Here is a 26,010-nt window from a genome sequence, read left to right on the forward strand (position 1 = left end):
GTCTCCTTACTCGGCGATGGTGTGCAGGCCCGGCTCGGGCGTCGGCGACGGCGGCGCGGGCTGCTCGGCCTCGGAGAACGGGGCCGGAGCGGGGAACGGCGGGGGGACGTGCGGCGGGGCGATGCCCTCGCCGGGGCCGGCCTCGTCGGCTACGGCGGCGCGCAGCGTGCGCGCGGAGGCGAGCGTCGAGCGCGGGGGCTCGGGAATCTCCGAGGGGCCGTATGTGCGGCGGGTGTATCCGCCGAGGCAATTGCACAGGGCGCCGCCGCTGCCGGACTTCTGGCGGGCCTGGATGCGCACGAATACGGCTTGCTCGAACTCGGCCCGGTTCAGTGGCCACGTGAACCACGTCGTCTTGTAGACCGGAGAGGATGCAGGCGCCGCGGCGCTGACGGTGTCGGTGCCGACGTTCGTCCAGTTCGTTTCGCTGCCGAGCCGGTACTGCACCTGTACCTCGGCCGTGGCGCCCGGGGCCGCGGCGAACTCCAGTTGCACGACGGCGACAGGGTTGTGCGCCTGGATGCTGGCGAACCAGCAGTTTTGAAAGGTGCTCGTCTCGATGGGTTCGCCGCCTGCGGGCAGTTTCTGAAACGGCATGGGCAGCGCCGGCGAGCCGACGCCGCGGCCCGAGGTGGTGTCGTCGCCCATGACGATGTGCCCGGATCGGTCCCAGATGCTGACTGCCTGTGTGAGGGCGCCGCCGGCCCCTGCGGTCGGACTGGCCCGGATGGTGAAGGCGGTCGATCCGTCCTCGCGCTGCATCATCAGACCCTGTTGCGGGGAGCCGTCGGGATGATTCCAGTACGAGCCGAGTTGCCCGACGCCGAACAGGCCGGTCCCGTCCGGGGCGAGGACCTCAAGCGAGCCGCCCTCGGCGATGGTCACCCGACCGTGATTGATGCGGTTCAGGGCCGGCCGGATCTGCGCGCGGCCGGTGAGCTCGCGCACCTGCCGTTCGAGCGCGCGGACGCGGTCGAGCAGGTCCTGCGGTACAGCAGCCACTAAGCGGCCTCCAAGTACAGGCGGGCCGACTCAGACCGGCCGCGCTCGGGTGGGGATATGGCCAGACCGACCACGCGATAGCGGGCGTTGAGGGTCTCGGGGTGCCACAGGTCGCGGATACGCAGCCGCACGGTTGAGCCGAGCAGCGCCGGCGAGACGGGCGTGCGGGTCATGTCGACGGTGATCTCGGGGATCACCGTTCCGGCGCGGGCGGCGTCGAGGTCTGCCGCGGCGTGGGCGTCGAGGGTGGGCTGCTGGTTGACGGTCGAGTAGTCGCTGCTGCCGTCGAGGCGCGGCCATCCGTCCTCGATGTCCTGCTCGGCGAGCTGTAGCGCCGACATGAGCGGTACGGAGTCGGCGGCCTGGTTGTTGTTGTCGCTCGCGCCGCGGGACTGCCATGCGTTGGCGCGCACGGTCGCGTCGACGGGCCATGTGTACGAGAGGATCGGCCCGGGGTGGTCGAGGACAATCTCGCTGTGCCCGGTCCGTATCTGCGGGGAGCCGAGTTGCAGCCGCTTGATACGGCGCCCGTTGGTGTCGCGGTACGAGGCGATTCGCCACTCGAAACCGGCCTCGACGGCGCCGAGTTGGTCGAGCAGGTCGCGCACGCCGGGCAGGTCGTAGCGGCTGTACGTGCGGTCGCGCAGCACGCCCGAAACGGCGGTGTCGTACTCGATGCCGATGTCGCCGCCGCGGGTGTTCTGTACGTAGTCGATCAAGCCTCGGGCGATGTCGAACTGATCGGTCCCTGTGGCCGTGAGCGTGTCGTACAGCAGCCGGTGCGACAGGTACGTATCCCACGTGCCGGCCTGTACCTGTACGCCGAGGAACCCTCGGGAGTCCGAGACGCGCGAGGCGGTCCACAGCACGCCGCCCCACCAGATTTCGCGCCCGCGTTCAAGCCACACAGCGGTGCGCCCCGGAACGATCGCAGCGCGGGCGCGAGCGGCTATCGCGGCATTCGGTACCGGGATGGTGCCGGACATGGCGCCGGCCTTGCCGATGTAGTCGTCGAGGCTGAGCTGCTGTACGGGCAGGGAGTCGAGGACTTGATCGCTGCGCAGGTCGCACAGCAGCAGCCGGTACGGGGGAAAGATCACCTGCACCCCCTGTCAGTCGGTGGCGTAGGTGACGCCGTCGAGGCTGATCCACGAGGGCAGGTCGAACCCCTCGTAGATGCGCAGCAGGCCCGACGAGGTGATCTCGACTCGGGTCACGGCCGGCCCCTTGCTGCTCTGGTCGCGCGGTGCGGCCCAGGCGAATTCCTTGCCCCCGGCGGGCCGTATCGCCTGCGGGAGCGTGGCGAGGGTGGCGGCGTTGGCGATCGTGGCGTTCGCCTTGGTGGGGCCCAGGCGCCCGCGCAGTAGGACGAGCGAGCCGAGCTTGCGCCAGGCGGGGACGGTGCCGTGCCCGGGGTTGGCGTAGCCGGTCGCGAGCGTGAGCGTCGTCCAACCGCTGTCGGGCGGGTACTGCTCCCATCGGGCCGTACCGGCGTTCCAGCGTTGCAGTGCGCCGTCGACGTCGCGGTACTGTCCGTCGTAACTGCCGCTGAACGAGGACCCCCAGCCGCGGGGGATGATCCCGCCGTATGAGCTCGTGAAGCGCCGGCGGTCGGCGAGCGCACTCGTCCAGTTGATACCGCCCGTGCCGGCCGAAGCGCCGGCGGGAACGGTGATCGACCACAGACGCAGCGATGCCGCGGGCAGGTTCGGCTCGACAGGTGAAGGGCCCGGGGCCCCGACGAGCAGCTCGATCGAGACGGTTGTCTGTCCCGGTGCGTTCGGGTCGAACAGCCCGTCGCGCACGCGCAGGATGACGCTGTCGACGCGGGGGTTCTGTGGGTCGCCGTCGGTGACGGTGAGCGTTTCGGGAACGGTCACGGCGACGGGGTAGGCGCCCTGCGCGGTGGTGCCCTGCACGAGGGCGCGGCCGATGCCGAGCTGCACCTGCATGGCGCCGACGCCGCTCGCCATGAGTGGAGCGCCGCCGGCGATCACGCCGTCGCGGGTGGTCAGCTCGCCCTCGGGCGCCATGGTGCCGAGAGGGGCGAGGCGGGTGTCGGTGCGGGTCTGCCCGTTCGGGGGTCCGGTGAGCAGCCACGCGGCGCGCACGGTCAAGTCGGCGCCCCTCCTTACCAGTAGGCCGAGCGCCACCGGACGGTGACGGACGCGGCGGGGTCGGATGATCCGGGCGCGGCCCGGTACGCCAGATCCGCAGTTCCGGGCCAGATGACGAACGACTGCTCGGGCACGCTGCGGGCGGTGGCGGTGTAGAGGCGGGACGTCGTTGCGTTGAGCGTCACGGTGCCCTCGGCGGTGTCGACGGTGAGCACGTCGCCCTCGGCGAGGTCGAGGTCGTATTCGAGGACATCGCCGCTCGTGACGTTCGTCAGGCTTGGCATGGAGACCGGGCCACGGAACTCGACGAGGGGGTGTGCGGGTGCATTGCCCTCGTTGCGAGCGGTCAGGGTGCCGGTACTGCCGGGGGGCCCGAAGTCGAGGCCGGTCTCGTTGTGGAAGTCGAGGCCGGCGTCGGGGCCGCCCTCGGTGCTGTTCCAGTCGAGGCCCGGCTCGTCGGTGGGGAGGGCTGCCCGCGCGCTGCGTTCGAGTAGGTCGTACCGGCGCGGGTCTGATGCGGTGAGTTGCACCGCGGCGCCGGTGATGGTGCCCACCCGGTACCCGAGCTCGACGGGTACGGCGCGGTTGGTCACGCGCACCCATGTGAGCAGCGGGCCGCGCTCGTCGAGCTGGACGACGAGGGGCTGCTCGTCATCCATGACGCCCGTGGCGGCGCCGAGCTGGTGCACGACGCCGCCGATTTCGTCCGGGCGGGCGCGAATCACGATGCCGTCGAGGGTGACGACGCGGGGCTGTGCGAGCAGCCGGCCGAGTATCGCGCCGTGCCCGTCGGCACGGTTGACGCTGCCCGAGTCGAGGGCGGGAAGGTCTTCCCACCCGGACAGGGAACGCCACCGGTAGGGGGTGCCGCGCCCGAGCAGCAGCTCGCCGAGCTGCACGTGCCCAGGCTCGGTGACGCGGTCGCCCATCGCCACGGCGTCACCCCCTTGCCTTCATGCGCCACTGCAAGGCGGCGGCGTTCTCTTCGGGGGTTTGGTCGCCGCCGTGCCAGTTCTCGATGTGAACGGCAGGGCCCCAACCCGCGCCCCCCGTAACGGAGTTGGCCGGGGGAATACCGCCGACGCTGAACTGCGGGGCGGCCGGGGCCGACACGAGATTGCGCATCGTGCGGTCGACCGCCGGGGCGCCTGCCTTGATTCCCTCGACAATTCCGGCAGGAATGAACTTGCCGATCCGGTCGCGCATGAGGCGTGACGGTGAATGAATTCCGAGCGCCTTAGCAATCGGACCCGGAATCAGATTCTTAACCCAAGACATAAGAGTCGACTTCAGCCACGAGCCCATACTCTTGATGCCGTTCCACAGCCCTCGAATCAGATCCCGTCCCTTGTCGACCAGCATCGAGCCGAAATTTCCGAAGAATCCAACGATCTTGCCGGGTAGGCTGCGCACGAACGCGAGCATTTCGCCAGCCTTGCGCGCTGTTCCCGTCTTGATTGAGTCCCAATGCTTGATGATCAATCCGGCGAGGGTCCAGTTCAGGAAGAAGTCAACGACCTTCCGGGGGATTGCCTTGATGAAATCGACTACCGCATTCCAGACGCGCGCCGTTCCGGACTTGATCGCGTCCCAATGCTTGATAATCAACCCGACGATGGTCCAGTTCAGGAACAGGTCGAGCAGGAACTGCCCAATCCCCTTGATCTTGTTCCAGACCCAATCCCATGCCGTTTTCGTGGCGGAAACGATCGTGTCCCAATTCGCGACGATCAGAGCGACGATGCCGACAACTGCGGCGATTACAAGGGCGATCGGGCCCATGGCGAGCAACCAAGCCGCAGCCATGCGCGCGCCCTGGGCAAGGCTCTGCGCCCCCATGAGCACCCACGCACCCACCACGCGCGCCGCGGCAGCGACGGCGCCCCCACCTTGGGCAATCCAGCCGGCCAGGATTACGGCGTTGGAGGCGACGAACCTTGCCGCGCCGGTCACAGCGGCGGCGCCCTGCGTCGCCCACCCGGTGACCGTGGCCGTTGTGGTCACGTACGCCTGAGTGGCGAGGCCGACCAGGGCCGGCAGCATGAGCGCGGTTATCAGGCCAGCCGCGACAGAAAACGCGACCGAGTGCTGCGAGACAAACCCCGTAGCCGCGCTGAACGCCGTGCCGAACACGCCGAGGTAATCCGCACCCTTCGAAAGGGCGGGGACCACATACGAGCCCAGCACGGTGACGACCTTCTGAGAAAGTCCTCGCTTGAATGCCTCGAACTTCGTCGCGGCATTGTCCCGCATGGCGTCACCGGCTTTATCGGTGGCACCTTTCACGTCGCCGAGCGCCTTAACGGCGGTCGAGGGATTGAGTTTAAAGAGGGCGCCTTGCAAATCCTCGGCTTTTGTTCCGAAGAGCGCGACGGCGGTTGCATTTCGCTCCGCAGGGTCTTTAATCGCCTTGATGCGTTCTAGAACGTCGCCGAGGGCTTTCGAAGCTGCGGGGCCGCCCTTGGTGAATACCTTCGCCATCGTGTCGGCGTTAAGGCCAATGTCCTTGAACGCGTCGACGCTCGTCGTCGACATGTCCTTAGACCTGATGGCGAACTCTTTTAGTGCGTCGGCGACGGTGTCGGCATCGCGCGCGCCACCTTGTAGACCCTGCTGCATGAGGCCCATCGCCGTTTCGGCGTCGAGCCCCAGGTCGCGGAATTGTGTCGGGTATTCCGAGAACGTGTCGAGGAGATCCTCGGCGGCATTTGCGCCCTTTTGGGTGCCCTTTACGAGCACGTCCATAGCCTCATCCGCAGATTTGGCTACGCCCGACTTGAGCATGACGCCGACGGCGCGGCTCACCTTGCCGACGTCCTCGCCCATGACCGAGGCCGTATCGGCGACCTTCCGGCCCATGGTCTTGATCTGGTTCTGCGTGGCCTCGGGCGGGAGAAGCCCGTTTTGGGCAATGCCCTTGATGGTCTCGGCGCCGTCCTCGACCGAGTCGACGATCGCCCCGGAGTACAGGGCACCCGCGACCTTGCCGTACTTGGCCGCTACCGGCCCGGTCGTCCCGAGCTGTGCCTGCAACTTGCCCGGGATCTTGCCCTGTTCGAGGGCCGAGCCGATGCCGGACATGAGGGCGGCGCCGATCCCGGCCCCTACCGCCGCGGCGGCGAAACCTTTCAGCGCGGTACCCATGCCCCGGGCGGCGCGGTCGCCGCCGTCGGCCGCGCCGGCGGCGAGGCCGTCGCCGAGGTTGTCGCCGGCCTGCTGCCCCGCGCGGTCGGCGTCGGCGGCGATCCGGTCGCCGCCCGACTGCATGGCGGCGCGGGCGCGCTGGACGCCGGCCGCTGCTCCCGAGTCGTCGACGGTGATCGTCGCGGCCAACTCGCCCACCATGAGGGCCATATGTCACCCCCTGCGGGAATCGGTGCCGCGCTGAGCGGCGGGCGGTTCAGGTGGAGGGGTGAGCACCCGGGCGAGGCGGGACTCGGCGGAGAGTAGGCCGAGCACGCGCACGCGCAGCCATCGCCACGAGCGGGAGCGCAGCAGCCCGGGGGCGCCGACGTCGATCCCGTAGATTTCGTGCAGATCAGCCTCGACGAGCGGCCACTCGTCGAGGATCTCCGCCCAGCTCAGCGCGCGGTCTTGGCCTTCTTGGCCTTTCCGCGGGCGGGCGCCTGGCGGGTACTCGTACCACTCGTAGAGCCCCGATTCTTCGTCGAGTTCGCCGCACCCGACTGGCGCCGCGCTGCTCGATTCGGGGCCAGGCGAGAAGGGTCGCCGGCCGCATTCCAGAAGCGTTCCGCCGCTTCCTTGTCCTGCGCGATCCACACCATGGACGTGATCGCGGCGTGCTTGAGCGCGGGCCACTTGACGCCGTCGGACACCATCTCGTCATGAGCGGGGCCGAGGACGTCTCGGTACAGGTCCCGCTCGGCGGCGTCGCCGAGCACCTGCTCGTCGACCTTGCCCCCGTCGGCGGCGACCGCTGCGGCGTTGATCAGGGACTGCGTCCGCAGACCGATCTCGGCCGATGGCGCGGGCACGGTGTAGACCTTGCCTTTGATGGGGAGTGGCAGCGTCTCGTCGAGCAGTTCGTCGAGCGCATGGAACGGCACTACGCCTCACCCCCCGACGGCTTGAGCGTCTTCGTCTGCGCGGACAGGGTCGAGGCGCCACCGTCGGTGGCCGGGTTGTCGATGGGGACGAGGGGGCCGGAGCCGGTAAGCGTGACCTTGACCGTGTCGACTTCGTCGGGGCCGCCTCCGTCCGGCTCCCACGTCACTAGGGCGGTGCCCTGCTGCGCGTCGTCGGCTCCGTTGCGGTCGTAGTAGCGGACGGTCACGTACGAGGCGGCGCCGAACGACATGGAAGCCTTGCGCAGGAACTCTTGCGCGGCGTTGAAAGCGCCGGTTGTCGGGTGCGCGCGGTGGGCGATCGTCGTTTCGACGGACCACGCGAGCATGGTTACGGCCTGCTCGCTCCAGCCCTCGGCGTCGTAGGTGGTGACGTCCTGCTGTGTCGGCTCCACCTTCGGCGTGAACTCGGTGACACCGGGGACGAGGGTCCACGTCGGGGTGCCAGTGGTGCCCATGTCCAGCTCAAGGCGGTACCGGCGGGCGAGCGCGGTAACCGTCTCTACCGGGGGCGTCGGGGTGCTCAAGGGGCGCCCTCCTATTCGAGGTTGGTGTGCGCCCGGTGGGCGCGGGCGTAGTAGTTGGCGGTCCGCTCCCAGCGCCCCGACGCGTCGGCGCCGATGGGCGAGGCCGATACGCGGTAGAGGAGTTGCACCGGCACGTCGCCGAAGCGGTGCGGGCCGGATGCGTGCAGCACGTCGAGCACGGCGTCGTCGAGGTTGTCGACCTCGCGCGGATCGGTGGCCGCGCGGGTGCGCACCTGAATGCCGGTCGTCGTGTCGGTGAGGGCGGGGGAGTCGAGGACCGGATACGCCGACAGGCAAATGACGCGGTCGGGTGCCGGGGGGAGCGCTGCGACGGTGATCGCTGTATCGCCCTCGGCGTACGGACCGTCGGGGCGGTAGACACCGACGCCGTTCTCGGCGAGCAGCCGCGCGAGGCCGTCGACCAGGACGCGGGTGTACGACATCAGCGCAGCGCTCGCCGCACCTGCGCGGCGATCAGGGCCTGCACGTCACCGGAAACCGTGGGGAGCACGCTTTCGAGGTACTTCGCGCTGCGCCCCGGGGAGTGCCGGGCGGTCAGGTCCTCATGGACCCGCCGGGCGTACGGGGTGTCGTAGGAAACGGCGGCGGTCATCTGCTGCTCGTCGACCGATGCGGCGCCGCTGCGTTCGAGGGTGCCCTCGGCGATCGGGACTTTCTTGCGGGACTCGGCGAGCAGGTGCTCGGCGCCGAGCAGCAGTCCGCGCACCGCGCCTTGCCGGGCGCGGCCGAGGGCCTGCTCGCCGTTCCAGCGGAGTCGGGCGCGGCTCATTCGGTTGTCACCTCCGTACAAGCGGGGACCGGTAGGCCCGGGGCGGTGTGGCGGGCGACGGTGGTCGCCGTCGCGGTGCGTCCGTCGGGCAGGGTGATGCGCGAGCCGAGCGGGCAGTCGAGATCCGGGGCGGCGATGAACGTCGCCGCAGCGGTGAATTCCCGTCCGTCCAGTGCCCGGGCCATGCGCGGTGAGGGGTCGACGAGCGCGGGCACGGCCTCGATGGCGGGCCCGTAGCTGGGCCCGTACGCGGTGTCGGCGAGGTACGGCTCGATGCGGATGCGGTGGCGCAGCAGGACCTCGGGGACGCGGGTCACCATGCGATCACCTGCCCCGGGGTGAGGCCGGCGCGGCGCAGGGCCCGGGCGGCGCGCGGAGCGAGGTCGACACCGGTCGTCGCCGCGGTGGTTGAGCTGCGCCCGGACAGGGATACGGGGCCGATGCTGACGGAGTCCCACCGCCCGCCGGCCCCGGTGCCGTCATCGCCGGCGGCGAGCTGGAACTCAACCTGTGCGCACGTGGCGTCGCTCAGTGCGGCGCGCACGGTGGGGTCGGTTGGGTCGCCGTCCTCGTCGACGGCGTACACAGCGGTGAGCAGCGCCGAGTCGATGTCCTCGCCGGCCCGGGCGAGCAGCCGCTCGGCGTCCGCGGGGGCGGGCTGTCCGGTCCAGGCTGTGAGTGCTTCGGGGGTCGCGTAGGGCTGGCGGGCCACAATCACCCCCTCTTGCTGCGGGCAGCAGAACGGGCCGTCGGCTTCTTCGCCGGCGGCCCGGTGCTCTGCTCGTCTTCGGTTGTCTGCGCCTCGTCCGCGCCCGGGGAATCGTTTCCTCTCCGGTGGTAGCGGCGGAGCATCATCACGCCGCCCCGCGGGTGGTGACAACGACGATCCCCTCGTCGTCGAGGCGGTGCGTCGCGAAGTGAACGTTCGTGGTGACCACGGTCGTACGGGCGAGGATGTCGCGGTCGGTCTCGACGATCGGGCGCCGCTTGTAGAGCAGGCCCAGGGAGCCGCGGCGCACCATGAGCGCGTTGTACGTCGCCGGGGCGCCCTCGGCGCCCGGGGTGGTGGTGACGCGGTCGGAGACGTACACGTTCACGCCGCCAATCTGGCCGATCACGCCGCGCGGGATCACCGCGCCCGTGCCGAACTTGTCGGCGCTGATGAAGTTCGGGTCCTTGTAGATGCTCGCGCGCTGGAGCGAGTGAATGACGATGCCGGCCATGTTGTCCGGCTCCCACTCGTCCCCGAAGCGTGCGATGCCATCCACAAGCACATCCCACGACAGGGGCTTGTCGGCGGCGTTGACGGTGATCGCGCCGGCGGCCTCGGCCGCGGCCGTCAGATCCTTGTCGATCTTCCGGGCGATCAGTAGGCCGAGCTGCCGCTGCGTCTCCGCAAAGGGGTCGCCGAACGCCACAAGGCGGGCCTTGTCCGTGATCTCAACCGCCTTGCCCGACTCCTTGATCGTGGCGGTGTTGCCCGGGTCGGTGCCGAGCTGCTCGGGGGTCATCGGGGCGCCCTCGGTCAGGTCCTCGGCATCCGTAAGTGCCTTCCACTTGGGGAAGTTCACGGAGTCGCCGGGCTTGCCTTCGAGGGTGGTGTCGTTGAGCGCCATCGTGCCGAGCACAAGCGCGCCCTTGAACTTCGCCTGAACCATGTCGGCCCAGACGTCCGGCACGATCATCTGTGCCGCGGTGGTCTTTCCGGTCGCCATGCGGCGGCCTCCTTACTCGGATGCGGCAGAGAGCTGCCGGTACAGATCGGGGTCGGACTGGTGGAGGTCGACGCGCTCGGCGTAGGTCAGGCGCGCGAACTGCTCGGGCGTGACGGTCGCCGGGGCGCCGGGGGTGAAGTCGGCGCCGCCCTTGGGCGGTCCGGCCGGCGCGCTGCCCTCGGCGCGCAGCAGCGGGTTTGCCTCGACCGCGGAAGCGATCACGGAGTCGAGTCGCTCGGCGAACTTCGCGTCGCTCGGGTCGAGGGCTTCGAGCTGCGCGGCCACCGAGCGGGAGTCGAGCAGCCGCGCGGGGTCGGCGCCGCCCTTGTGCGCGGCCTGGTGGGCGGCGAGCTCGACGCGCAGCCGACGCGCCTCGGCGAGGGCGGCGTCGCGTTCGGTGGCGGCGTGCTCGGCGAGCTTGGCGGGGTCCTGCTCACCGGCCGCGCCGGACGGGTCGAGTACGCGCCGCAGGCCGGCGAGCAGCTCGTCGCGTTCGGTGGCGGCCTGCTCGGCGGCCGGGTCAACCGCAGGCGCAGCCGGGGCGGCCGGCGCGGTAGTGGGGGCCGGCGGAGTCGCGGGCGGGGCGGTCGTCGTCTGGTCGGCCGGGTCGGTGCCGGGCGCCTCGGTCGAAGGTGCGTCGGACATGGGTAGGTGCCTCCGTGGCGGTATGCAGGCATGAAAAAAAGGGCCCGCCAACTGGCAGGCCCTATAAGGGAAGTTGAGCGTCGGGGCGCCTACTCCTCGTCGGGAAGTGGGCGGCCGGCGGCGTATCCGCGTACCCATGCGGAGCGGCGCAGATCGCCGGCGGGGAACGGGCAGGATGTCACCGGAGCTCGGTTCACACCGGCCTCGCGGCCGGCGTTCATGGCGCGCACGAGGTCGCCTCGACTGCCCACTGCTGCCCCCTGGTTCATAGCCGGTTCTGCCGGTCGTCGCGCGCTTTGCGGGCGGTGTCGGCCGCGGCGTCGCGTACTCCGGTGACCTGCTCGGTGTACTCGGCAAGCGTAGTGCGTGGGTGGTCCTGCCACCAGCGAATGAGGTCCTCGGACGCGCGCGAGTAGGCGACGTGCGCGGGCCCGGTGAACAAGCTCGCCGGATCGACGCCGGCGGCCCGGGCCTTGCGGTTGAGGAGATAGCCGTTCGTGGCGTCCTCGGCGGCCATGTACTGCGCCCACACGTGTTCGCGGTACATCTCGCGTATCTGCTCGCGGGTGTACGCGGTGCGCTGCGCTTGTGCCGCTTCCTCCCGCTCTGCGATCCAACGCTCAGTGGCGCTCATGCCGGCGTACGGGTCGTGATCGAGAGCAAGCGAGCCCCACCCGTCCGGCTCGGCGGCCGGCGCGAGGACCTCGTCGAGGGCGTCCCGGTCGGCGAGCTGCCCCTCGACGGTGTGCCCGCCGGCGGCCTCGGGCAACGGGGCCGGCGGGTACCGGCGGTCGAGCTCGTCGGCGATGCGCTCGACGTCGTCCGGGCGCGCGTAGCGGATCGCCCACCCGAGGACGTCGTCGCCGAGGGCGGACAGGTCCTCGGCAAGCCGTCCGCCGGGGAACACCTCGGCGAGCAGCCGGCGCCGGTTGGCCTCGGCCGTGATCGCGCCGCGCTCGCCCTCATCGGCGTGCCGGGCACGCGTGGCGAGGTCACGGTCGGAAAGGCCGATCAGATCGCGACGGGCGGCGGGCAGAGCGGCGTCGAGGTCGCGGCGGTCGAGCTCGGCCGCAACGCGCAGCAGCTCGTCGTCGCCCAGGTGCGCGAACGCGGCGGCGAGCTCGTCGTCGCTGAACTGCGTGAGGGGTTCGGCGAGCTTGCCGTCGGGGCGTAGCCGCGCGAGCAGCTCGGCCTCGTCGCGCCGGTCGGCCTCGGCTCGGATGCGGCCGAGGTCGCGCTGATCGAGCACCCCGGGCCGGATAGCGGCGCCGAGCTGCTCGTCGCTCATCTCGGGCAGGGTGCGCTCGTCGCCGGCGCGCACGCGCGCGGCCTCGAACGCATCGGAACCCGGACCGTCGGGGGTGCCGGGCCGGCCGGCGGTGCCGTCCGGACGCGGGGGAAGATTCCCGGCGCCGAGCTGCTCGCGCTCGCGCCGGCGGATGAGCTCGGGGTGTTCGGCGAGGTGTCCGCGCATCCGGCCCTGCCAGGCGCGCACCTTGGCCTCGGCCGCGCGCTTGCCCTCCGGGCTCGTCGAGGCGGCGGCGCGGTTCTTCCACTTCCTGATGTTCCGCTCGATGGCGCGCTGCTTCTGCGTTGCCTCGTACCCGTCGGGGTCCTCGGACTGCTCGACGGGCGGAAGGGTCATCCCGGGCAGGTAAGCAGCCACGCTGTGACGACAGTTGGGGTGCTGGAACCCGTTGCGCCGGGCGCCGTCGAGGGAGCCGGCGACGTGCACGCGCACGGTGCGGCCGTCCTCGGTGGCGTGCTCGGCGTCGACCTCGCGTGCCCCGTCGGGGCCATCGATGCTCAGCACCTTGCCCTCGTAGGGCTTGCACACCGGGCACTCGTGCGGGGCGTTGCTGACGATGACGAGGGACACGTCGGCGGCGCGTAGTCGGTCGGTGTGTCCCTCGACCGCGGCCCGACCGACCGCGGTACGCGTGGCCATTTCCGCGTAGCTCGTCATCTGCCACGCGCGCCCGCTCTTGTCGACGAAGGTACGCAGACCCCGGTCGGCGAACCGTTCCATGGCGCGCTGTGTGGCTTGGCGGCGGGTGTCGATGCCCAGGATCGGCGTTGCCGATACCTCGCTGATCACCTGCCGGTATCCGTCCTCGACGCCGCGCAGAATGCCGCGGTGGGTCTCGGTGACGAGGTCGACGGTTTCCTGCGCGAGGCGGTCGACGGCGCGGGTCGCCGGCGTCGACTCGGCGATGCGCAGCCGGTCGTCGTCCCCCAGGGCGCCGAGCTCGGCGAGGCCGGACCGGGCCCCGGTGTTGTACGCCTCGGCGACGACGTCCCACACCTCAAGGTCAACAGCGGTCGACAGGGAGTCGACGACCTGCTGCGCCGCGCGCCGTAGCGGTTGGATGTCGGCGAGCTTGGCCACGGCCCACCCCGGGGCGTCGTAGCCGGCGGCGAGTTGCCGCGCGACGATGCCTAGCAGCCGGGCCTCGGCGTCCGCGTAGAGGGCGGCGACGCCGGCGGACAAGTCCTCGACGAGGCCGGGGTGAATCGGCACGGCGCCCCCTTCCTTGCGTCAGGCGAGGGCGCCGGCCTGCATGGGATCGGGCACGGCCTGCCCGGTCTCGACGAGGATGCGCTCGACCTCGGCCTGCACGCGCTCGTCGTGCCAATCGGGGTGCAGGATGCGCACGCGCGTGTCGACGCTCGTGGCCTGTGCCTGTGTCAGCAGGGAGAGGGTTTGCGCGACACTGGTCGGGTCGTCGCTCACCGCGGCCCCGAAGGTGACGCGGGGCCGCTCGGGCACAGTGGTGCGGGAGAACAGGACACGGTCGAGCATGAGCTGCACATGCAGGATCTCGGCGAGCTGCGGCGTCCAGTAACCCGCCTTCTGCTTGCGGGTGGTCATGCTCTTGCGCTGCCGGGCCTTGACCTCGGTGGCGGTGACCGCCCCCGTGTCCTCCATACCGAACGTGGCAACGGAGTAGCCGGCGGACTGCACGGCCTGGCGCACGATCCGGTCGGCGGTGCTGTCGTGTTCTGCGACCCTGATCGCGAACTGCGACAGGGTGATACCGGCGCTTTCGGTGGGCGGGATTGCGAGGCCCTGCCAGATTTCCCGGTCGTCGTCGAACGAGGCGCCGCGGCCGGGGCCGTGATCGCGTAGGTAGGAGTCCGGCACGATCAGCCTCGCCCGGGCTAGGCGAATGTCCCGCATCCAGCTCGACCATGTCTCATCGAGTGAGTCCATGAGGTCATGAATCGGGGCGTCGTAGTCGCTGCGCCCGAACATCGAGCCGCGGTGCGTCCGGCTTGGCAGGTTGGGCACGTAGACCGCGGTAAGGGCGTTGATGCCGGTTGCAATGGCGTCGCCCTCGGCGCCGAGCGACCCAGCAAGGCCGGCCGTTTCGGGGTGCTCGGTGAGCGGCACGCGCCGGCCGAGCGATTCGGGGGTGCCGGAGTAGAGGGCGTGCAGGATCTGCCCGCGCTCGTGCCGTTCCAGGTGGCGCCATACGGTCGCGGTGTCGCTGCCGTGCAGCTCGCGCCAGAACGTCACAGCGCACAGCACCCCGTACGAGAACTCGGGCGCGGCCCGGTCAGGCTGCATGACGGTGAGCAGCGGCCGGTCAACCAGATCGGTATCCCAGGTGCACCGCAGGTACGCCCCGCCCAGGGCGGCGCAGACCTCGGCGGCTTCCAACAAGGTGTTGGCCAATCCGCCGGCCTCGGCGAGCTCGTCGAGGCGGTCCTGAGTGCCGGTGTCGGCCACGGCCAGGGCGAGCGGCTCGGAGAACAGCAGCGCAGCCGAGGCGCTCGCGATGTCGCCGGCGAGGGGAATGTGCAGCCGGCGGTCGGGCTTGCCCGGGTGCGGCTGTCGGTGGCGTCCCCACAGGCGGCGCCGGCCGTCCTCGCGGCGCTGTGATCCGTGGCTGTAGACGTTGGTCAGTCGGTGGTGACTCCCGCTGTACCAAGCGTCGTTGATCTTCATCTCGCGGTACGGCATGGCGAGGTGCGGCGGGGGCCACGGGGCGCCGTTCTCAGGCAGGGGCACAGTGCACCCCCCGCCGGCGAAGTTGTGAGCGCTCGCGCGCGGTGGCACGGCAACGACGGCACTTGCGGGTGCCGTTGCTCGCTCTGTACGTGTTGGCGGTGTCGAACCGGTGACCGCGGATGCACGCGACCTGTCGAGCGCGCGCGGCGGCGTGCGACTCGCCTCGCAGCACGTTGACGCGCTGCGTCACGGCGTCGAGGTGAGAGGGGTTCACGCACCCGCGGTTGCGGCACAGATGGTCGATCACCAGGCCGTCAGGGATCGGCGCGACGAACGCCTCGTACGAGACGCGGTGCGCGTACTGCCGCTCGCCGTCGACGCTGATGCGCGCGTACCCGTTGGGCATGAGGTAGCCGGTCCACTGCCAGCAACCGCCCGGGGCGTCGGTAACGGTGGCGAGGAATCGGTCGGCCCAGTCAACATGCATGGTGCGCCGCCCCCCTTCATGACGAGGCCCCGAGCGCCAACAGGGGCGGCCGGGGCGGAGGTTGGAGGGCTATGCGGCGTGTGCGAGAAATCCTCGCCACTCGTGCGCGGTGCTGTGGATGACGTAGCGCAGGGCGTCGACCGAGTGATCGTCCTTCTTTACGGGCTTGTCCTCGCCGCGGGCGGCGGCCTCTTCTGACCACACGTAGTTGGGCAGTTCGGCGAGCAGGCCGGCGCACGAGCGATGGATGCGCAGCAGACCGGAGTCGAGGGCAACCGACACACTTCTGATGCCGTCGATCACCTCGTTCACGGCGCGCGTGACGCCCGGGTGCCCGTCCTCCCAAAGCTGCGTGGAGTAGCTCGTGGCCGAGGGGTCGATGAACGTCCACTCGGGGACGACGTCCAGCTCGGCGAGCCAGTCGCGCACGGCGCGGCTGTATGCGGCGTCGGTCATCTGGCGGTGTGCGGCGCGGGCGTCGTGGCGCCATTCGCTGACGACGTACAGCCGGTCGTCGTCGCCGGCGCCAAGCAGCAGTGCCGAGAACGGGTTCGACGTGCCGTAGTCGATGCCGACCCAGTACCGGCGCATGGCGGGCAGCTCGTCGACGACGTGCTGCTGCTCGTCGTAGGCGTCGTAGATCGCGCCCTCGGCGACAACCCACTCGCCCAGGATCATGCGTCGGCGCCACAGTCCGGTGAACTCGGCGGCGAGCGCGGCGACGTACGCCTCGGTCAAGCTGGGGTTGTCGGCAAGCTGAAAGTGAAACTGCGCGAGGTCGAGCTCGCCGGCCCGGTCGAGGTAGTCGGTCCGCAGCCAATGCCGCGGGCTGTCCGGGTTGGTGGTGCCGATCAACTTCGCCCCGGCCACGGAGAGGCGGGCGAGCAACTGCCGGAAGAACGCCGCGGGCAGCAGCGTGACCTCGTCGGCGTAGGCGAGCGCAGCAGTCATGCCGCGTAGTCGGCCCTCGGCGCGCGCGTCCGCCGCGCCGACGAGGTGCACAACGCGCCCCATGATTACGGCGGTTGTGGCGCCGCGGGTGTGGCGTACCTCGGTGGCGAGATCGCCGAACAGGGTCGGGTCTTGCAACACGTCGAGGCAGTTGCGTTCGATCGTCTGCAACGACCGTCCGACGATGACGATCAGGCCCGAGGCCGGCGCCCGGCGGACCATGAGCAGGAAGGCGACGAGAGAGGCGATCGTCTTCCCGCTGCGCACCGAGCCGTGCCAGATGTTGATACGGGCCGTGGCGCCGCGGATGGATGCGAGCTGCTTGTCGGACAGGGGGAGAGGCGGGGCCATTACACCCCCCCTGTCAGTCACACCCCGTGGGCCCGAGCAGGGCGTCGGCGAGGCGGTCGAGCATCGCGCCGCCGCTGCTTCCGGTACCGGTCTGGCGAGCGAGCTCGGCGACGCGGGCGTGCACTTCGGTGAGGGCGCGGGCGGCGGTGGCGTGGTCGCGGGCATCGCGTGCACACTCGGCGCCGGTGGTCTTGGTGACTTGGTCGAGGGCGCCGTCGAGGGCCTCGTCGGCGAGTTGCTCGCGCCGTGCGGCAGCGTCTGCTCGCCGTGCCTCGGTGGCTGCGGCGACGCGCGCCCCGCCGGTGAAGGCGAGCCCCTCGTCGGCGGCGATCTTGGAGACGGTGGCGGCGCCGCGCCCCAGTTCGCGTGCGATGGCATTGCGGGACTTGCCCTCGGCGTGCAGGCGGCGCACGGCCTTACGGTCTCGGTCGGTGATCGGCTCGGCCACGGCGGCGCTCACCCCCCGACATGCCGACGACCCGACAGCGGTGTGCTGCCGGGCCGTCGAGACATGGGTCAGTTCTTCGGGCAGAGGTGGGTCTGCACGGCGGTGAGGATCTGCTCGGCCTGCGTGGTGTTGAACTCCGTGGCTCCGCTGAAGCGTTGACGGGTGATGTCCACCTGCTTGGCGTGGTCGTTGGGGAAGCTGTGGACCGTGGCGCAGGTGTCCCGGCCACGGCTCACCGCCCGGTCCTCCTTGCCGTTGACGATGTCCGGCGAGATCGCGTTCAGCGCGCCGATGTACTTCGCCTGCGTCGCGGCGTCGGGCTTGGGCGGAATGCCCGCCGCCCGCTGGGCGTCGGCGATCCCCTTGCTCGGTGCGGGGGAGGACGCGGGCGCGCTCGGCGTGACGTCGTTCGAGGCCGGCTTGCTGTCGTCGTCCGAACTGCCGCACGCGCTCAGGGCGGCGGCCAGGATGAGGGCGGCAAGGGTGGTGGTGGCGGTGCGCTTCACGTAGGAACTCCCGGACGGATAACGGCTGATACAGGTGTGATCGCCGGGAAGTCGTGAAGGTTGTGTGACCGTTGCGCCTATGGCGCAAAAGCGACGACACCCCACCTGGGGAGCGGTGGGGCGTCGAATTGCTGTGGGGATTCCGGGCACGCCGGAGGCGCTCCCGACTTTAGGTCACGAACGGATAACGGCGCAAGTCTCTATCGGGAAGATCGTTCACTGAAAGAGCGAGCCCTGCTCGACGTCGTCGCCGAGCTCGAACAACGCTTCGCCAGTCGGCGCCGGCTTGGCGGCGATCCACCCCTCGCGCCATGTGCTCGCGGCCTCTGCCTCGTCGGCGTTGCACTCCACGCATGTGTCGGCCTGCTGCTCGCTGTCGCGGTGCTCGACGCACAGCAGGTCCCACAGGTACAGCGGGTCGCCGACGGGGGCGTCTTCCTCGGCGTTCATCTCGGCGGCCCGGTTGGCGGCCTGCACGGCGCAGTCGTACGTCTCGGCGCACCCCTCGTCGCTGAATACGCCGGCTTCCTGGTTGGGCTGCTTGCGGGCGCACGTCTTGATCGGGTCGCCGGACACGTCAGCCCGCGGGGTGGCGCGGTGCACGCACGCGAGGGCCTCGGCGGCGGCCGTCTTCTGAGGGGCGGGCGCGCCGATCTCGCGGGCGACCTGCTCGGCGAGCTCGACGGATGCGACGTACTTCCCGTCGTCGATCGTCCGAGGGTCGGTGGTGAAGGTGTGCAACTCACCGTGGGCGGTGGTGATGGCGCCCGGCCATGCGTCGCGCAGGAACCCGACGACCGACTCGGACGCGATCACGAGTACGTCGCCGTCGTGGACGTCGTCGCGGCACTGCGTTGCGTTGTACGCCTCGGTCGTGTCGTCGAAGTGGTGCACGGCGGGCGCCTGCTCGATGAACGCGTCGAGGTCGGCGCCGAACTGTGCGATCTCGGCGGCGAGTTCGTCGAGGTCGGAGCCGGCCTCGGCCATGTCGGCGATCAGCTCGTCGGCCTCGACGTGGAGCTGCGCCACGTCCGCGGCGAGGGCGTCGAGCCGCTCGTCGCGGGTGATCACGCGCACGCCGTAGCGGGCGGCGCGCTCGATGCACTTGCGGCAGGTGGCGTTCCCGTCGACGTCGCCGCGCTCCAGCTCGTAGAAGTCGGTGGCGGGGCGGCATAGCGCGTCGCCGGCCTCGCGGCGCAGCCGGCCGTAGAGGGGAGCGTCGAGCACGATGTGCCGGGCGAGCTTGGCCTGCTCGGTGCTCTGGTGCGGGTGGGACGACTGTCGCACTCGGGCGGTGACGGTCTCGCTCATGAGGGTTGCTCCCTTGTGTCGGATGGTGCGCTGTCGGGTGGTGTCCGGCGGCGCATCACCATTTATAGGGGGTCTAGAAAGAAGGAATCAAGAGGGTCTAGAAAAGAATCTTGGATAAGCCCTTACGCTGCTCCCATGAACACGACTGACGATGCCGAGCAGCAGCGGGCCGAGCTGCGCGCCCGCATGGCCGAGCACCTCGACGCCGCCCTCGCTCCCCTCGCGGAGATCGCCGACCCCGTCGAGCGGGAACGCGCGGCGCGCATCCTCGCCGACGATCTGCTGCCGGACGCGGTGAAGCGGGTCAAGGGTGTACGGGGCGACACGGTGCGGGGGATGCGGGAGAACCTGACTCTGCGCGAGGTGCACGAGCTGACCGGGCTTTCGATCGCGCGAATCGACCAGATCGCCAAGGGCAAGTAGCGCGCGGCCCGAGAATCCCTCGGGCCGCGCACCGGCCGGCGACCTAAGCCGCGGTGGCCATGTCCACCCCGAGTGCGGCAATCAGCTCGGGAAGGTCGGCCCACTCCCACACGCGCGCCCGTTCCACGTGGTCGAGGGCGACGGGTGCCGAGCAGGCTCTGCCGCCCGAGCAGGTCACCCTCGGCGCCTCGTCCGGGGCGGTGTGCAGGGTGAGCTCGCCGCCGCACCACGGGCACGGCCGGTCGGGCACGGGCGTGGTGCGCTGGTCGAGGCCGAGGGTCCGCAGCAGCCGGCCCTCGGCGATCCGCGCGGTACGCCGTGCCTCATGCAGCAGATGCGGGGGCAGGGGCGCGAACGGCGGCGCGGCGGGGGTGCCGTCGAGCTGCTGCTCGGGCTCGGTGTCCTCGTCGAGCACGCGCCCCTCGACCCACACGCACGCGAAGTGCAGCCCGTGCCCACGCGAGCCGGCCGCGCCCCGTGCGTCTGCTGCGCCCGGGTCCTGGAAGTTCCAACGGCGCGGGTCACCGTGGCTCGCGTGTTGGACGGCGGCGGCGAGGGTGTCGGCGAGGGCGAACACCTGCCGCTCGATGGCGAGGCCGGTGTCGAGCGCGTCGACGTTCAGCGGGGCGGGGTGCTCGCGCAGCACGAGCGGCGCCCGGTCCTCGACGACGAGCGGCTCGTCGTCGCCGGCGCGCAGGGTGTGCGCGAGCTGCCGCGGTGGCCAGACGTCCGCGGGCGGTGTCTCGATGGCGAGTAGCAACTCGGCCCACTGCGCCCGGATGGAGCGCAGGGCGGCGACGGTCTCGTGCACGGCGGTGGCGTAGTTCATCGGCGCCCCTCGACGGCGTGCGGGCGCAGGGCCTCGGCCTCGGCGGCGTATCGGTCGCGCTCGGCCTCGGTCTCGACGAGGCACTGCTCGGCGGCCTCGATCCGCTTGTGCAGGCGCATTGCTGCTGCCTGCTGTCCGCCGGCGCTGCGGCGGTGCGTGTCGCCCTCGGTGATCTCGGCCTCGACGTCGCCGCGCAACAGGGCGGATTCCTCGGGGGTGAGCACGCCGCGGTCAGCACGGGAGAGCAGGACGCGCAGACGAGCGCGGCGGGCGTCGCGCTCGACCTCGCGCTGCTCGCGACGGCCTCGACGGGAATCGGTACGGGTACGGGCGTTCACGGGGTCGGTTCTCCGTTCGTACGGGCACGGCGAGTCAGGTGAGCGACGAGGCGCCGAGCGCCGCGGGTCTCCCGCGCGCGAGGCGCGACCGGTCGCGCGTGCCTGGTGGTGTTGATCTCCCATCCCTCGATGGCGAGGCGGTCGAGCAGCTCGGCCGCGGTGAGTGTGGCGAGGTGGGGGTGCACGTCGAGTGCGTCGGTCAAGTGGGCGGCGATCACTGCGCGCGCGGCTGCGGGAGTCATCGGCGGTTTCCTCCCGAGGTGTGGCGAGCGCGGGTCTCGCGCGGGGCGGGTGGCTGGCACATGAGGCGGGCGAGGCGAACCTGCTCGGCCTCGGTCTGCTCGTCGTCGGTCGGGTCGAGTTGGGCGATCAGGGCCTCGACGCGCGAGGGGTGAACGCCGGACAGGGAGCGGCGACCCTTGCCGTTGCGCCGGTATCCGCTCTGGCACGGCTGGTCGGGCTGCGCGTGGCAGTGCGGGCAGCGAACGCCGAGCGGGTCGGGGATGCCCTCTGCGACGATCGCCTCGCGGTGGGCCCGGGCCGGCCGATAGGCGGCGAGGTCACGCGCGACGTGCTCGGGCATGTACCGGCGCGGGCCGTTGCCGACTCCCGACATGAGGGCGGCGAGACGTTTCTGCCCTGCCGAGTTGATCTCGGCGCGGTACTGCGCCGGCGGGGTGTGGCCATGGGCGACCGCGGCTCGGGTGCCGAGCAGTTCCTCGCGCCATGCCTGCGGGTCGTCCGGGTCCGCGGCCGGTACGGGGTCGGTGTGCCGGTTCATGAGCTCGCCGCGGTGCGGGGCCCATGCGGCGAGCACGTCGTGCGGCTCGACGGCGCGGAACTGCGCGGACCGGTCGCCGGCGCGCTGCTCGTAGTAGCGGCGCACGGCCTGCGAGGCGTCCCAACCGGTGTCCGGCAGGGTGGCGGGGACCTCTGCGAGGGCGGCCGTCCAATCGGCGATGGTGCGGGCGGACTGCTGCGGGTCGGCGAGGGCGCGGCGCACGCGGGAGTCGAGGCGGCCGGCGTAGGCGAGTAGGGCGGCGATGTGTTCGTCGATCACGGGGTGCCCTCCTTCTGGGCTTTCAGCAGGGCGAGGCCGGCGGCGAGGTTGTCCGTGTACGCGGCGGGAGCGGCACGCAGCGGTACGACGTTGGGACCGGGTCGGGCGGACGGCGCGCGGTCGAGGTCGCCCCACACGCGCAGCCAGTAGCGGGCCGGTTTCGGCTCGGTACCCGGTTGGGTGCGGCGGGCGGCAAGCTCGACGAGGGCCTCGACGCCGTGCTGCTCGATGAGTCGGAAGACGTCGCGCTGCTCGCCGAGGCCGAGCGTCCAGCGGACGGCGACGCCGGCGGCGGCGAGGGCGTCGCCGAGCGGGTGCAGTTCGGGAATCAGCGGGGACCGGGCGGGGGTGTTCGCGCGCGGCTGCTGCTGTGCTTCCTGTTCTCTCTTGTTCTTCTTGTTCTGGGGGCCGGATTCCGGTCCCCCTCGGGTCGGATTTCGGCCCCCCTCCGTACCGGATTCCGGCCCCCCGGGGGCCGATTCTCGGCCCGGGTCAGATTCCGGCCCGGGCCGGTTTCCGGCCCCCTTCGAGCAGGGGGTCGCGACGACGAGCGGCAGGCAGTAAACGGTCTCTCCGCGGGGCCCGGTGGCGTCCTCGACGACGGCGAGCTCGCCCGAGCCGAGCAGCGCGTCGACGGCGTCCCGCACGGTCGAGCGGGCGGCGCGGGTGCGCTGCACGAGCATCGCGGTACCGGCGTAGGCGATGGCGTCGACGTTCGCCTTATCAGCGATGGCGAGCAGCACCGTTCGAGCGGTACCTCGGGCGGTGGCGTGGTCCCATACCCAATCCGTCGCGGCGCGGCTCAACGGTCCGTCTCCTTACTGGTGTTGGCGATCCGGGGGCCTCGGGGCGCCCGGACAGGGCGGCGGGGGTGTGCTGGGGGCAGCGGTAGCCGGTGAGGTAGTGGCGAACGCCGTCGGGGGCGCGGCAGTGACGGCCGGCGGCGCCGTCCCAATGCCCGCAACGGGGCGGGACGGCGGGCCCGTGGCTCACTGTGTGGTGTCGGCCGTGACTGGCTCGGCGGCCTCGGGCCATCCAGAGAACTGCGAAGGCACGTCCTCGACGGCCGGCTGCTCGGCGCCCTGTGGCGTCGGCTGCGGCACGGTCTCGCCCTCGATGTAGTCCCCGGGCACGTCGAGCCCCTCGGGCGACGCGTCGCGCCGCACGGTCTCGTCATGCGCGACCGCCCGAGCAAGCTCGGCGCTCTTCGGAATGATCTTGAAGAGTTGGCGAATGGCAGTCTTGCGGGCCATCGCGTCGTAGTCCGTCGACCACGGCCCAAAGTCCTTGGCCCGGCTGCGCTTTCGGATCGTCTCGACGTCGTCGACGTCGAGCACGACGAACGCGCTACCGCCGTTCGACAGGCGAGCAACGGCGTAGTAGTCCGTCGGCCGGCCCTTGGCCGAGCCGCGGGCCGGCCGGTGCGTCAACCGCGGTTCGAGCCCGTACTCGTACTCGAACTCGTCCCCCTCGTACACCGTGTGCGCGTCGAGGCCGGCGGCGAGCGGGTGCTGCCAAAACAGCTTGATCATGCCCTGATAGCCGATGACGAGCTGTACCTCGTACGCCCGAACCTTCTTGTTCCAAAAGGGCAGCAGGTACGCCTCGCCGGACACGCCGCCCGGTTCGAGGCCGAGCGCCGAGCAGGTCATCAGCGCGCCGGCGAAAGACTCTTGCGTGCACTCGGCGAGGTGATCGACGCGCCGCAGTTCGGTCAACGCGATGCGTCCGATCCGGTCGGCGCCCCCGACGTGCTCTGGTAGGGCACGCTTGATTTCCGGGAGCAGCCGTTGCACGAACTGCACCAGCGTTGCCGGTTGTTCGGGACGATTGGGCTGGGTGGCAAGGGAGCGTGCCCCATTGCGCTTGGTGGCGACGCGCTCGGCAAGATTCGTGGTCACGCTGCGGACTCCTTCGGGACGACGAGGCGTCGGGCGCGGTGCGCCCGGAACTCGTCGGGGTGCTCGGCGGCGAGGCGCTTGGTATCGAGCGCGTCGACGCGGTGCGTGTACTGCTGCGCGAGGTCCGGGTGCGCGGCGGAGAACCGTTTCGTCGAGAGCGGGCCGTTCTGCTTCCACGTGAAGGCGACGGCGCCCTGCGTCTTGACGATCTCAGCCTCGCCGGCGACCGCCTTCAAGCGGTTGTCGACCTCGCGCAGCTCGTCGGCGGTCCTCGCCTCGCGAGCCTTGAGCTCGCGTCGGCGTTCCAGCAGCGGCGCGACCTCGGACGGGTCGGCGACGGTCACGGCCTCGGCCTTGACCGTGTAGAGGTGGCCGAGCAGGTCCTCGGTCGCCTCGGACCCATCGACCGGGGGCGGGGTGCCGTCGAGCACGCCCTGCCAGAACTCACCGACCAGGGCGACGAGGTGCTCGACGAGGGCCTCGTCGCGTTCGACGCGGTGAATCAGCAGCCGGTTACCGCCGAGCAGCGCGGCGACGTGCGCGTGCGAGTAGCCGGTGACGGCGAGGTACCAGTGAGTTTGAAGGGCCGGCCCGTCCGGCACGCTGTCGAGCCACTCGTCGAGCTGATAGGCCGAGCGCGTCTTGATCTCCAAGAGGCTGGAAGGCTGCGCGTCCTCGTCGAGCACGTACCGGTCGACGTTGGCGAGCATCCAACGGCGCTCGAAGTGCGCGAGCGTCCCCGGGCCCTCGACGACGGCGAGGCCGGAGCGCTCGGAGAACACGCGGGCGATGGTCGGCTCGTGTTCCAGTCCCCAGAACGCAGCCTCGGCGAGCTCGGGGTTTATCGGGCGGTCGAGCGGCAGCTCGCCCCGCTTGTCGAGGTAGACCTCGTGTGCCGAGGTGTACTTGCTCATGCCGAGCACCGCGGCGACTTCCGAGCCGCCAATTCCCGTGCGACGCACGGCGAGCCACTGCTCGCGGTCGAGGTTCGGCGGCGCCACGACGATGCCCGTCGGTGTCACGGTGGCCGGCGCGGCGGCGATCACTTCGCGCCCCCGACGTACCGGGCATACACACGATGCTCGACGACGCCGTGCTCAACGACCGTGCGGGCGACCGCCTCGAAGGTTCCGGCCGGAAGGTAGGCGGAGAGCCGACCCCGGCGAATCGCCTGTGCAGCCGACGAGGCGCGGGCGATGTTGGCCGACTTCTGTACGACACCCCACGACCCGGGGTGCGACTGGAGCTCGCTTGCGATCAAAGAGTGCTTGGTGTTCTTGCTGCGCGGCGGTGGGCCGATGAAGTCGACTGCCACGTATCCCCCTCGGGCTTGTCGTCGAATTCAAACAGGCAAGGGGTGCGGCGCACCCTACAGGCGCTTTGCCTGTATCTGTTCTCGAACAAGAACAACCGTAAGGAGTCGAGATCTGCACGTCAACGCCGTTGTCTGGGTGCGTCAAGGGGCGATGGCTGCTTAGATGAGACTGTTCGTGTTCTGCGACAAGAACGGAGATGAGAACCGTGTCGGAGAACGACACCTCCACCGAGGGCGCCGAGCCCACCCCCTTCGCCGACATCGTCCGTGAGGCATTGGCAGTCAAGGGCGAGACCTTGAGAAGCCTCGCCGCGCGCTGTGTCGACCCGGTGACGGGGAAGGCGGTCGGGCACTCCACGCTGTGGAAGATCGCCGACGGGCAGAGCTACAAGAACGGGCCATGGCTAAAGCGAGCCGTTGCGGCGGGGGTCGACCGCGATTTCGACGAGGTCGAGAGGGCGGCGGCGGCCGAGTGGGCCGGCCTGATCGTCGGCGACCCGCTCAAGGCGAGCACGAGTGAGACCAAGGTCGTCGTCGTGTACTCGTCAGACGCCACACCGGAAGACCTCCCGATCCTTCAAGAGAAGCTAAAGGAACTTGGACTCGGGAACGCCCAGCTCGTAAGCGGAATCGACGGTAACGCCGAGTCGTAAGCGCGTGACCTGCGGTGTCCGTGGGAGTAGTGTGGATCAGGCTTTGCCTCGGACACGTGTTCGATGGCAAAGGTCCGGCCATGCCACGAGGGGGGCATCTTGTACCGCGTCACCCGAACCCGACTCGACGACAAAGCAACAGCGGCCGGCGTCGCCAACGGCGACGACCGGCACGTGATCTTGGACGACCGCTCCATCACGAGCACGGGCGCCCTGGCGCTCGAACTCGTCTTGAACGCGCTTGCCCCCCACAGTGGCGATCAGGAGCAAGTGCAGCACCGCGGAGAGCCAAAGCCCGAGCCGGGCAAGCGACAAGAGTGAACACAGGAAGGGCCGCGCGGATCGCTCCGCGCGGCCCCTCTTGCGTCCCACTCAGGTTGCCGAAACCGCAGTTCGAGCGGCCTGTGCAGCGCGCCCAATGCGTGCCCAATGCGTGCCCACACTGCCTTGGAACGGTTGGCACGGCATGGCACCTGTTGTGCCGGTGAAGTCCTCTGACCTGCACGTTCCGTCATAGGGCGGCATGGCCTGAACCTCCTAGTCACCTTCGATCTTGAGCTCGTAATGCGTAGGTCTCGGGTTCGAATCCCGAAGGCGGCTC

The 26,010-nt window shown here is 70.5% G+C and carries 32 protein-coding genes; 3 read left to right on the plus strand and 29 right to left on the minus strand.

The window, feature by feature from the left end; all coding sequences use genetic code 11:
* Nucleotides 1-6 precede the first annotated feature (6 nt).
* The 21 genes from ACZ60T_RS33160 to ACZ60T_RS33260 form a co-directional block, all read right to left on the minus strand.
* Nucleotides 7-1,002 carry a hypothetical protein gene (locus tag ACZ60T_RS33160; protein WP_469669339.1) on the minus strand — a complete coding sequence of 332 codons (996 nt, stop codon included), beginning with the start codon at nt 1,000-1,002 and terminating at the stop codon, nt 7-9.
* Complete coding sequence (locus ACZ60T_RS33165) at nt 1,002-2,102, minus strand: hypothetical protein (RefSeq protein ID WP_469669340.1); 1,101 nt, start codon at nt 2,100-2,102, stop codon at nt 1,002-1,004. Before ACZ60T_RS33165 ends, ACZ60T_RS33160 begins: the two co-directional genes overlap by 1 nt.
* A 12-nt stretch (nt 2,103-2,114) precedes the next feature.
* Entirely contained in the window at nt 2,115-3,119 is a 1,005-nt protein-coding gene (locus tag ACZ60T_RS33170; RefSeq protein WP_469669341.1) for a hypothetical protein, read from the minus strand.
* Between the two features lie 14 nt (nt 3,120-3,133).
* Nucleotides 3,134-4,048, minus strand: a complete 915-nt coding sequence (locus ACZ60T_RS33175; RefSeq protein WP_469669369.1) for a phage distal tail protein — start codon at nt 4,046-4,048, stop codon at nt 3,134-3,136.
* A gap of 10 nt (nt 4,049-4,058) precedes the next feature.
* The gene (locus tag ACZ60T_RS33180) at nt 4,059-6,473 is read right to left on the minus strand and encodes a phage tail tape measure protein (protein WP_469669342.1); all 2,415 of its coding nucleotides are present in this window, start codon (nt 6,471-6,473) and stop codon (nt 4,059-4,061) included.
* Nucleotides 6,474-6,700: 227 nt separating this feature from the next.
* Nucleotides 6,701-7,186 carry a DUF7426 family protein gene (locus tag ACZ60T_RS33185; protein WP_469669343.1) on the minus strand — a complete coding sequence of 162 codons (486 nt, stop codon included), beginning with the start codon at nt 7,184-7,186 and terminating at the stop codon, nt 6,701-6,703.
* A complete protein-coding gene (locus tag ACZ60T_RS33190) occupies nt 7,186-7,731 on the minus strand; it encodes a phage tail tube protein (protein ID WP_469669344.1) in 546 nt (181 codons plus the stop codon). The genes ACZ60T_RS33185 and ACZ60T_RS33190 overlap by 1 nt, the downstream gene beginning before the upstream one ends.
* Before the next feature lie 11 nt (nt 7,732-7,742).
* Nucleotides 7,743-8,174, minus strand: coding sequence for a minor capsid protein (locus tag ACZ60T_RS33195; protein WP_469669345.1), 432 nt, complete (start codon nt 8,172-8,174; stop codon nt 7,743-7,745).
* Nucleotides 8,174-8,521: a hypothetical protein gene (locus tag ACZ60T_RS33200; protein WP_469669346.1), complete on the minus strand. Its 348-nt coding sequence runs from the start codon at nt 8,519-8,521 to the stop codon at nt 8,174-8,176. Before ACZ60T_RS33200 ends, ACZ60T_RS33195 begins: the two co-directional genes overlap by 1 nt.
* Nucleotides 8,518-8,841: a hypothetical protein gene (locus ACZ60T_RS33205; RefSeq protein WP_469669347.1), complete on the minus strand. Its 324-nt coding sequence runs from the start codon at nt 8,839-8,841 to the stop codon at nt 8,518-8,520. The genes ACZ60T_RS33200 and ACZ60T_RS33205 overlap by 4 nt, the downstream gene beginning before the upstream one ends.
* Nucleotides 8,835-9,233, minus strand: a complete 399-nt coding sequence (locus ACZ60T_RS33210) for a hypothetical protein (RefSeq protein ID WP_469669348.1) — start codon at nt 9,231-9,233, stop codon at nt 8,835-8,837. The genes ACZ60T_RS33205 and ACZ60T_RS33210 overlap by 7 nt, the downstream gene beginning before the upstream one ends.
* Before the next feature lie 142 nt (nt 9,234-9,375).
* Entirely contained in the window at nt 9,376-10,236 is an 861-nt protein-coding gene (locus ACZ60T_RS33215) for a N4-gp56 family major capsid protein (protein WP_469669349.1), read from the minus strand.
* A 12-nt stretch (nt 10,237-10,248) separates the two neighbouring features.
* Nucleotides 10,249-10,881: a hypothetical protein gene (locus tag ACZ60T_RS33220; protein WP_469669350.1), complete on the minus strand. Its 633-nt coding sequence runs from the start codon at nt 10,879-10,881 to the stop codon at nt 10,249-10,251.
* Nucleotides 10,882-10,970: 89 nt separating this feature from the next.
* Nucleotides 10,971-11,150, minus strand: coding sequence for an Rmf/CrpP fold protein (locus ACZ60T_RS33225; RefSeq protein WP_469669351.1), 180 nt, complete (start codon nt 11,148-11,150; stop codon nt 10,971-10,973).
* Nucleotides 11,147-13,402, minus strand: a complete 2,256-nt coding sequence (locus ACZ60T_RS33230) for a phage minor capsid protein (RefSeq protein WP_469669352.1) — start codon at nt 13,400-13,402, stop codon at nt 11,147-11,149. Before ACZ60T_RS33230 ends, ACZ60T_RS33225 begins: the two co-directional genes overlap by 4 nt.
* 18 nt (nt 13,403-13,420) lie before the next feature.
* Nucleotides 13,421-14,833, minus strand: a complete 1,413-nt coding sequence (locus tag ACZ60T_RS33235; protein WP_469669353.1) for a phage portal protein — start codon at nt 14,831-14,833, stop codon at nt 13,421-13,423.
* A gap of 49 nt (nt 14,834-14,882) precedes the next feature.
* Nucleotides 14,883-15,323, minus strand: a complete 441-nt coding sequence (locus ACZ60T_RS33240; protein WP_469669354.1) for an HNH endonuclease signature motif containing protein — start codon at nt 15,321-15,323, stop codon at nt 14,883-14,885.
* A gap of 69 nt (nt 15,324-15,392) precedes the next feature.
* Nucleotides 15,393-16,625 carry a PBSX family phage terminase large subunit gene (locus tag ACZ60T_RS33245; RefSeq protein WP_469669355.1) on the minus strand — a complete coding sequence of 411 codons (1,233 nt, stop codon included), beginning with the start codon at nt 16,623-16,625 and terminating at the stop codon, nt 15,393-15,395.
* A gap of 13 nt (nt 16,626-16,638) precedes the next feature.
* Nucleotides 16,639-17,073 carry a helix-turn-helix domain-containing protein gene (locus ACZ60T_RS33250; RefSeq protein WP_469669356.1) on the minus strand — a complete coding sequence of 145 codons (435 nt, stop codon included), beginning with the start codon at nt 17,071-17,073 and terminating at the stop codon, nt 16,639-16,641.
* Nucleotides 17,074-17,141: 68 nt separating this feature from the next.
* Nucleotides 17,142-17,579 (minus strand): hypothetical protein, encoded by a 438-nt coding sequence (locus ACZ60T_RS33255; protein WP_469669357.1) that lies wholly within the window; start codon nt 17,577-17,579, stop codon nt 17,142-17,144.
* Between the two features lie 216 nt (nt 17,580-17,795).
* Complete coding sequence (locus ACZ60T_RS33260) at nt 17,796-18,890, minus strand: hypothetical protein (RefSeq protein WP_469669358.1); 1,095 nt, start codon at nt 18,888-18,890, stop codon at nt 17,796-17,798.
* A 135-nt stretch (nt 18,891-19,025) separates the two neighbouring features.
* On the opposite strand from ACZ60T_RS33260, the gene ACZ60T_RS33265 reads away from it, so the two are divergent.
* The gene (locus ACZ60T_RS33265; protein WP_469669359.1) at nt 19,026-19,313 is read left to right on the plus strand and encodes a hypothetical protein; all 288 of its coding nucleotides are present in this window, start codon (nt 19,026-19,028) and stop codon (nt 19,311-19,313) included.
* Between the two features lie 43 nt (nt 19,314-19,356).
* Here the strand turns inward: ACZ60T_RS33265 and ACZ60T_RS33270 are convergent, their stop codons facing one another.
* From ACZ60T_RS33270 to ACZ60T_RS33305, 8 genes are all read right to left on the minus strand, one after another.
* Nucleotides 19,357-20,142 carry a hypothetical protein gene (locus ACZ60T_RS33270; RefSeq protein ID WP_469669360.1) on the minus strand — a complete coding sequence of 262 codons (786 nt, stop codon included), beginning with the start codon at nt 20,140-20,142 and terminating at the stop codon, nt 19,357-19,359.
* Nucleotides 20,139-20,480: a hypothetical protein gene (locus ACZ60T_RS33275; protein WP_469669361.1), complete on the minus strand. Its 342-nt coding sequence runs from the start codon at nt 20,478-20,480 to the stop codon at nt 20,139-20,141. Before ACZ60T_RS33275 ends, ACZ60T_RS33270 begins: the two co-directional genes overlap by 4 nt.
* Nucleotides 20,477-20,722 carry a hypothetical protein gene (locus ACZ60T_RS33280; RefSeq protein ID WP_469669362.1) on the minus strand — a complete coding sequence of 82 codons (246 nt, stop codon included), beginning with the start codon at nt 20,720-20,722 and terminating at the stop codon, nt 20,477-20,479. Before ACZ60T_RS33280 ends, ACZ60T_RS33275 begins: the two co-directional genes overlap by 4 nt.
* Nucleotides 20,719-21,540, minus strand: coding sequence for a zinc finger domain-containing protein (locus ACZ60T_RS33285; protein ID WP_469669363.1), 822 nt, complete (start codon nt 21,538-21,540; stop codon nt 20,719-20,721). Before ACZ60T_RS33285 ends, ACZ60T_RS33280 begins: the two co-directional genes overlap by 4 nt.
* Nucleotides 21,537-22,346 (minus strand): hypothetical protein, encoded by an 810-nt coding sequence (locus tag ACZ60T_RS33290; RefSeq protein ID WP_469669364.1) that lies wholly within the window; start codon nt 22,344-22,346, stop codon nt 21,537-21,539. The genes ACZ60T_RS33285 and ACZ60T_RS33290 overlap by 4 nt, the downstream gene beginning before the upstream one ends.
* 183 nt (nt 22,347-22,529) lie before the next feature.
* The gene (locus ACZ60T_RS33295) at nt 22,530-23,441 is read right to left on the minus strand and encodes a recombinase RecT (protein ID WP_469669365.1); all 912 of its coding nucleotides are present in this window, start codon (nt 23,439-23,441) and stop codon (nt 22,530-22,532) included.
* Nucleotides 23,438-24,487 (minus strand): YqaJ viral recombinase family nuclease, encoded by a 1,050-nt coding sequence (locus ACZ60T_RS33300; protein WP_469669366.1) that lies wholly within the window; start codon nt 24,485-24,487, stop codon nt 23,438-23,440. The genes ACZ60T_RS33295 and ACZ60T_RS33300 overlap by 4 nt, the downstream gene beginning before the upstream one ends.
* Nucleotides 24,484-24,756 carry a hypothetical protein gene (locus ACZ60T_RS33305; RefSeq protein ID WP_469669367.1) on the minus strand — a complete coding sequence of 91 codons (273 nt, stop codon included), beginning with the start codon at nt 24,754-24,756 and terminating at the stop codon, nt 24,484-24,486. Before ACZ60T_RS33305 ends, ACZ60T_RS33300 begins: the two co-directional genes overlap by 4 nt.
* A gap of 206 nt (nt 24,757-24,962) precedes the next feature.
* Here ACZ60T_RS33305 and ACZ60T_RS33310 point away from each other — a divergent pair, with 206 nt between their 5' ends.
* Together ACZ60T_RS33310 and ACZ60T_RS33315 are read left to right on the plus strand one after the other, a co-directional pair.
* Nucleotides 24,963-25,409, plus strand: coding sequence for a hypothetical protein (locus tag ACZ60T_RS33310; protein WP_469669368.1), 447 nt, complete (start codon nt 24,963-24,965; stop codon nt 25,407-25,409).
* 99 nt (nt 25,410-25,508) lie between these two features.
* Nucleotides 25,509-25,730 carry a hypothetical protein gene (locus ACZ60T_RS33315; protein ID WP_131122901.1) on the plus strand — a complete coding sequence of 74 codons (222 nt, stop codon included), beginning with the start codon at nt 25,509-25,511 and terminating at the stop codon, nt 25,728-25,730.
* Nucleotides 25,731-26,010: the final 280 nt, after the last annotated feature.

The sequence above is a fragment of the Streptomyces sp. NPDC104371 genome (assembly GCF_055583785.1).